Source organism: Collinsella sp. AM44-11 (assembly GCF_003467145.1).
GTDB lineage: Bacteria > Actinomycetota > Coriobacteriia > Coriobacteriales > Coriobacteriaceae > Collinsella.
Genome location: NZ_QSFE01000027.1, coordinates 1 through 4,687, shown reverse-complemented (window position 1 = coordinate 4,687; position 4,687 = coordinate 1). Strand labels below are relative to the sequence as shown.

The 4,687-nt window shown below is 58.0% G+C and carries 6 protein-coding genes and 1 pseudogene; all 7 read left to right on the top strand.

The genetic code is table 11. The annotated features are described in order from the left end of the window. Window positions 1–184 (top strand): annotated as a pseudogene (locus DW943_RS10235) (hypothetical protein); the annotation flags it as partial. Window positions 185–186: 2 nt separating this feature from the next. Continuing rightward, on the top strand, window positions 187–468 hold the full coding sequence (locus DW943_RS10230; protein ID WP_117807073.1) for a hypothetical protein: 282 nt from the start codon (window positions 187–189) through the stop codon (window positions 466–468). A 538-nt stretch (window positions 469–1,006) separates the two neighbouring features. After that, window positions 1,007–2,422, top strand: a complete 1,416-nt coding sequence (locus DW943_RS10225; protein ID WP_158566159.1) for a helix-turn-helix transcriptional regulator — start codon at window positions 1,007–1,009, stop codon at window positions 2,420–2,422. A 1-nt stretch (window position 2,423) separates the two neighbouring features. Then, window positions 2,424–2,750: a hypothetical protein gene (locus DW943_RS10220; RefSeq protein ID WP_117862970.1), complete on the top strand. Its 327-nt coding sequence runs from the start codon at window positions 2,424–2,426 to the stop codon at window positions 2,748–2,750. Window positions 2,751–2,829: 79 nt separating this feature from the next. Next, window positions 2,830–3,216 carry a hypothetical protein gene (locus DW943_RS10215; protein WP_117862969.1) on the top strand — a complete coding sequence of 129 codons (387 nt, stop codon included), beginning with the start codon at window positions 2,830–2,832 and terminating at the stop codon, window positions 3,214–3,216. 2 nt (window positions 3,217–3,218) lie between these two features. Further along, a complete protein-coding gene (locus DW943_RS10210) occupies window positions 3,219–3,551 on the top strand; it encodes a hypothetical protein (protein ID WP_117862968.1) in 333 nt (110 codons plus the stop codon). A 127-nt stretch (window positions 3,552–3,678) separates the two neighbouring features. Next, window positions 3,679–4,284, top strand: coding sequence for a hypothetical protein (locus DW943_RS10540; protein ID WP_158566158.1), 606 nt, complete (start codon window positions 3,679–3,681; stop codon window positions 4,282–4,284). Window positions 4,285–4,687 lie beyond the last annotated feature (403 nt).

The following is a 4,687-nucleotide window of genomic DNA, read 5'->3' as shown; positions in this document are numbered from 1 at the left end:
CCCGATTAGATGCCGTCAGCGAAACGGCACGGATGACCCGCCGCTCTGGATTTCGGTCGGCTCGCTTCCCGACGGTAGATTTGCCGAGCTGATTGGATTCATGGATATCGACGGCGTCTGGTGCGTGTTCCACGCGATGGTGCCGCCGACGAAGAAGTTCAAGCGTGAGCTGGGATGGAGGTAGACATGAACGGAATCGTTGCCGAGAACGGCAAGGTCGTTACCGATGAGATGATTGCCGATTGGGAAAGCGCCCTTGAGCGCGATGAGTGGCCTAGCGGATGGGTCAACGTTGGCGAGGTTGTCGAGGGCAAGCTCCCGAAGGCCGCACCCGAGACGGTGACGCTGTCCCTCAAGGTTCCAGTTGCGATGAAGCGGGCTCTTGAGAAGGAAGCGAAGGCCGAGGGCAAGTCGACGGGTGCGTATGCCCGCGGAATCCTCGCCGATGGTCTCATGGCCATAGCCTAGGCCGGTCGGCAGGGGGTCGGAAACGGCACCGACCCCCTGCTTTTTGGGGCGGTTTGTACCAAAAATCTATTGATAATATAGGCGGACTGTGTGCCCTTGGCTCCGGGGAGGGAGAGGACTTCCGGACGGGTCTCCGCGAGGGGGGGGGCTTTTCTCTCGCCCTAGGGTGTACAATAAAATCATTGATAATATAACGTGCCTAGAGGGCTTCCGGGATGGGTCCCAGAGGGAGCCTTTTCTCTTGGTCTTGGTGTTACAATAAATCTATTGATAATATAACGTGCCTAGAGGGCTTCCGGGATGGGTCCCAGAGGGAGCCTTTTCTCTTGGTCTTGGTGTTACAATAAATCTATTGATAATATAACGTGCCTAGAGGGCTTCCGGGATGGGTCCCAGAGGGAGCCTTTTCTCTTGGTCTTGGTGTTACAATAAATCTATTGATAATATAACGTGCCTAGAGGGCTTCCGGGATGGGTTGGTGAGCGGGTTGTCTCTTGAGTCTGTTCTTCTCGAATACGGGGCTTCCGAGGTGTCGGCCATGGAAGTCTACTCGGACATCTTCCAGCTCGGCGATGGCTTCATCCAGACGGAGGGCGAGCCGGGCGGGCTGCACAAGGCCAACCCGATAATCCTCGGCTCGTTCGGCGGGCATTACGACAGCGACGGGAAGCTCGTCGGAGACAGGAGACGCCGCCGAATCCTGTTCGAGGACACGTTCGAGGAGACCCTTGCCGAGTTCCGCGATGCGAACTGGGCGATAACGAACGGTCTCACCTACTGGGGCAGGGCGAACACCGCCGATGCGCAGAGCAAGATGTGCGCCATGATTTTCGACCTCGACGGGCAGGATGACGGCACGCTCACGGCCTTCCTGTACAACTGCCGAAGCGACTACCCCGTCTATCCCGAGCCGAACTACATCATCCTGAGCGGCCACAACGTCCATCTGTACTACGTCCTCGAGGAACCCGCCGACCTATACCCGAACACCAAGAGCCTGCTGAAGGACATGAAGTACCACCTGACCGACAGGATGTGGAACAAGCATACGTCGAGGGAATGGGAGCACCCGCAGCACCAGGGCATCAACCAAGGGTTCCGCGTCATCGGCGGCAAGACGAAGGACGGCGGCACGGTCAGGGCGTTCGCGGTCAACACGCACCCCTTCTCGCTCGAAGAGCTGAACGACTTCCTTCCCCCGGAACAACAGGTAGACCTGTCGAAGAAGTGGAGGGAGACAAGGTACACGCTCGAACAGGCCAAGGAGAGATTCCCCGAGTGGTACGAGAAGGTCATCGTCGGCGGCGGACGCGCCGACGGCTCGTGGAATGCCAAGGAAGACCTCTACAACTGGTGGCTGCGCAAGATACGTGCGGGCGCGACGTTCAGCCACAGGTACTTCTGTCTGATGGCTCTGGCGATATACGCCGTGAAGTGCGGCATCACCGACCGTAAGCGCGTCAAGGCGGACATGGATTCGCTGGTGCCGTTCCTAGATTCGGTAGACACCGAGCACCCGTTCGGCAACGACCATGAGGTCGAGAACGCTCTCGAATGCCTCGACCTGCGGTACAAGAAGTTCCCCATCAAGGACTTGGAGAGGATATCGGGAATAGCAATCCCGAAAAACAAGCGGAACTACAGGAAGCAGGCGCTGCACCTCAGAATGGCGCGTTCGAACCTTGAGATTCTGAGCGAGGATGCCGGTCATGCGTTGCAGGGTCGGCCAAAGGGAAGCGGTGAAAAGCGCGATCTGATTCGTTCCTATGTTCGTGAACATCCTGATGCGAGCCAGCGGGATGTAGCCAAGGCGCTCGGCATTTCACCTACCACAGTGAACAAGTGGCTGAAGGGCTGGAGGTGCGACACCGACGGTCTGCCGGACGGCGCGTGGTACGAGGACGGTCATATCCACGTCGATATGACGGAGCCGGAAATCAAGGCGGGTGAGTGATATGGCAACGAAGCCTTGGCGCTTCACCATCGAGTTCGATGAGGAGAAGGCAAAAAGGAACGGCTACAACGTAGATGACCTCTACGACTGCGTGGGAGCATACGCGGAGCAAATGGGTAACGTCCGCATCGGTCTTGGCACTTGGCAGGCAAAGAACCGCGAGGTGCAGTTCGGAGCGCAGTGCCCTGTTTGCGCCGCCCTTTCTAAACAGCCTTGGGTGATGCAGAACATTAAGTCATGGCGCACCTATGAGGACATGAATGAACCGGAGGGCGAAGACTACCTACAGGTAATCCGGGATATCAGCCCGAAACGCATTTTCGATTAGGGACTGGGAAGGGAAACACCGATGTGGTTGAATACGTGCCAGACGTTTTGCCAGACACTTTGCCAGACGGGAGCCGACGGTGGCCAAGGTTAAGAAGACATTCCGAATCGAGGAAGACATATACGATGAACTGGTGGAACTCTCCACCGAATGGAGTGTGTCGCAGGGTGCTGCCGTCGAGCGTGCCATACGATTTGCCAGACAGATTGCCAGCGCTGCCGACGGCGGTGAATCGACGGAATCGACGGCGGTGTCCGCGCTGGTTGCCCAACTCGCCGTCAAGGATTCCCAGCTCGCCAAGAAGGACGAGCAGATAGCCAAGCTCATGGAGACCGTTGCCGACAGCACCAAGGCCGTGCAGGGCGCTCAGGCGCTCCACCACGAGACTGCCCAGACGCTCGCTCTGGAATCGACCGAGCAGAAGCTGAGCCGATGGCAAAGGCTCAAGAGGGCTTGGAGGGGCTAGCCATGAAGTGGAACGTATCCGTGCTGCGCAGGTCGGGTGAATGCGAGCGCACCGAGGTGGCTGACTTTGAGCTTTCGGAGTTCTTCAACCGAATCGCGAGCGTCGAGGGCAAGGCGTGGGTTCTGTCGGTCGAGCGCGTCGGCGATGTGGGCGATTCAGCGCTCGTCGAGCCTGACGGCGATGAACTCGTGTCGCAGCTCGGCAAGCGCCGCTGGCGCGTCATGGGAGACCCGGAGGACGGCTGGTGGGTCGAGGTCGATTCAGATGGCAACGAGCTTCCGGGCGATTGGGAGTATGACCGAAAGGGCGGGTACGTCTACTGCGCGTTCGCCTAGTCGGGCTGTCCGTCTTCTTTCTGCGGCGGCGGCACCGCAGAAAGAAGACTCTCGCGCGAGCGCTCACCGGCCAAGGCCGCTCTTCGAGTTGCAAGATTTGGGAAGTGTACGGACAAACTCCACTGTTGTGGACTTTTCCCTCACTTCCATCTTGCTCCCGAACGGCTTTAGCGGCCTTGACGGGAGAGCGCTTGCGCTTTGGAAAACCGGCAATTTAGGGTTGCCGGTTTTCAGTGGGCGGCAACCATGCCGCTCGATTTCGCACCGTTTGCAAACGCGGCGGCGCTATTTGCAAACGGATGATTCTGGAAAAACGAGAGGTGTCGAAAGCGACATGCGGAGAAAAGAAGCACGCGTCGAGGTGCGGATGACCGAACACGAGAAGGAAGCCCTCAAGCGAAAAGCCGCCAAAAACGGCATGACGGTTTCCGAATACGCTCGCATGCTCCTTGCCAATTCCGACGATGCGACAATCAGGGTCATTGATACCGAGCCTTTGAGAAAGGCCGCGCACGAACTCGCGAAGCAGGGGACGAACCTGAACCAGTTCATGAGATTCCTGAACACGTACGGCTCGAATGCGCTCGACCATGAGGAAGCCAAGGCGGTTTTGGGAAAGGAGGTTGCGGCGTTCTCTGAAATCATGGAAGCGCTCGCGGTGCTCCGCAGGGAAGCCGACCGGAACAACGTCCATCTTAAAATCGAGGATTTCGACAATGCCGAAAACGACTGACGAGGGCAAGGAAAGGGTCGATGGGCAGGTTAGCCCATCGACCCTCAATCAAGTCTGGTCTTCTGTTTCGACCGTCGCGCCAATTCCGCAATCCGTGAACGAGGGTTCCGAGATCCGCGTTCGCGGAACTCTCCACCCCCGTGGTCACGCATTGCTGCATTGACCCGACTACCCTTCCTCAGAAGCATCGCCCTCGTTGTCGCGGCGGCGCTCGCGGCTTTGGTACTCGCGGTGGATACGCTATTTAATTAGGTATACCCCTATGGTATACTTATTAGGAAAGAAAGGAGAACGGCAGTGGTCAGAGTGCATGGGAACGCCCTCAAGCACGGGCTTACCAGCGAGGAAGTTGCGTATGCGTGGGAGAACCCGATTAGATGCCGTCAGCGAAACGGCACGGATG

Excerpts from the sequence above, each read along its gene's own strand:
- DW943_RS10210 (WP_117862968.1), top strand. The coding sequence starts at position 3,219 with ATGAAGTGGAACGTATCCGTGCTGCGCAGGTCGGGTGAATGCGAGCGC.
- DW943_RS10230 (WP_117807073.1), top strand. The coding sequence starts at position 187 with ATGAACGGAATCGTTGCCGAGAACGGCAAGGTCGTTACCGATGAGATG.
- DW943_RS10225 (WP_158566159.1), top strand. The coding sequence starts at position 1,007 with ATGGAAGTCTACTCGGACATCTTCCAGCTCGGCGATGGCTTCATCCAG.
- DW943_RS10220 (WP_117862970.1), top strand. The coding sequence starts at position 2,424 with ATGGCAACGAAGCCTTGGCGCTTCACCATCGAGTTCGATGAGGAGAAG.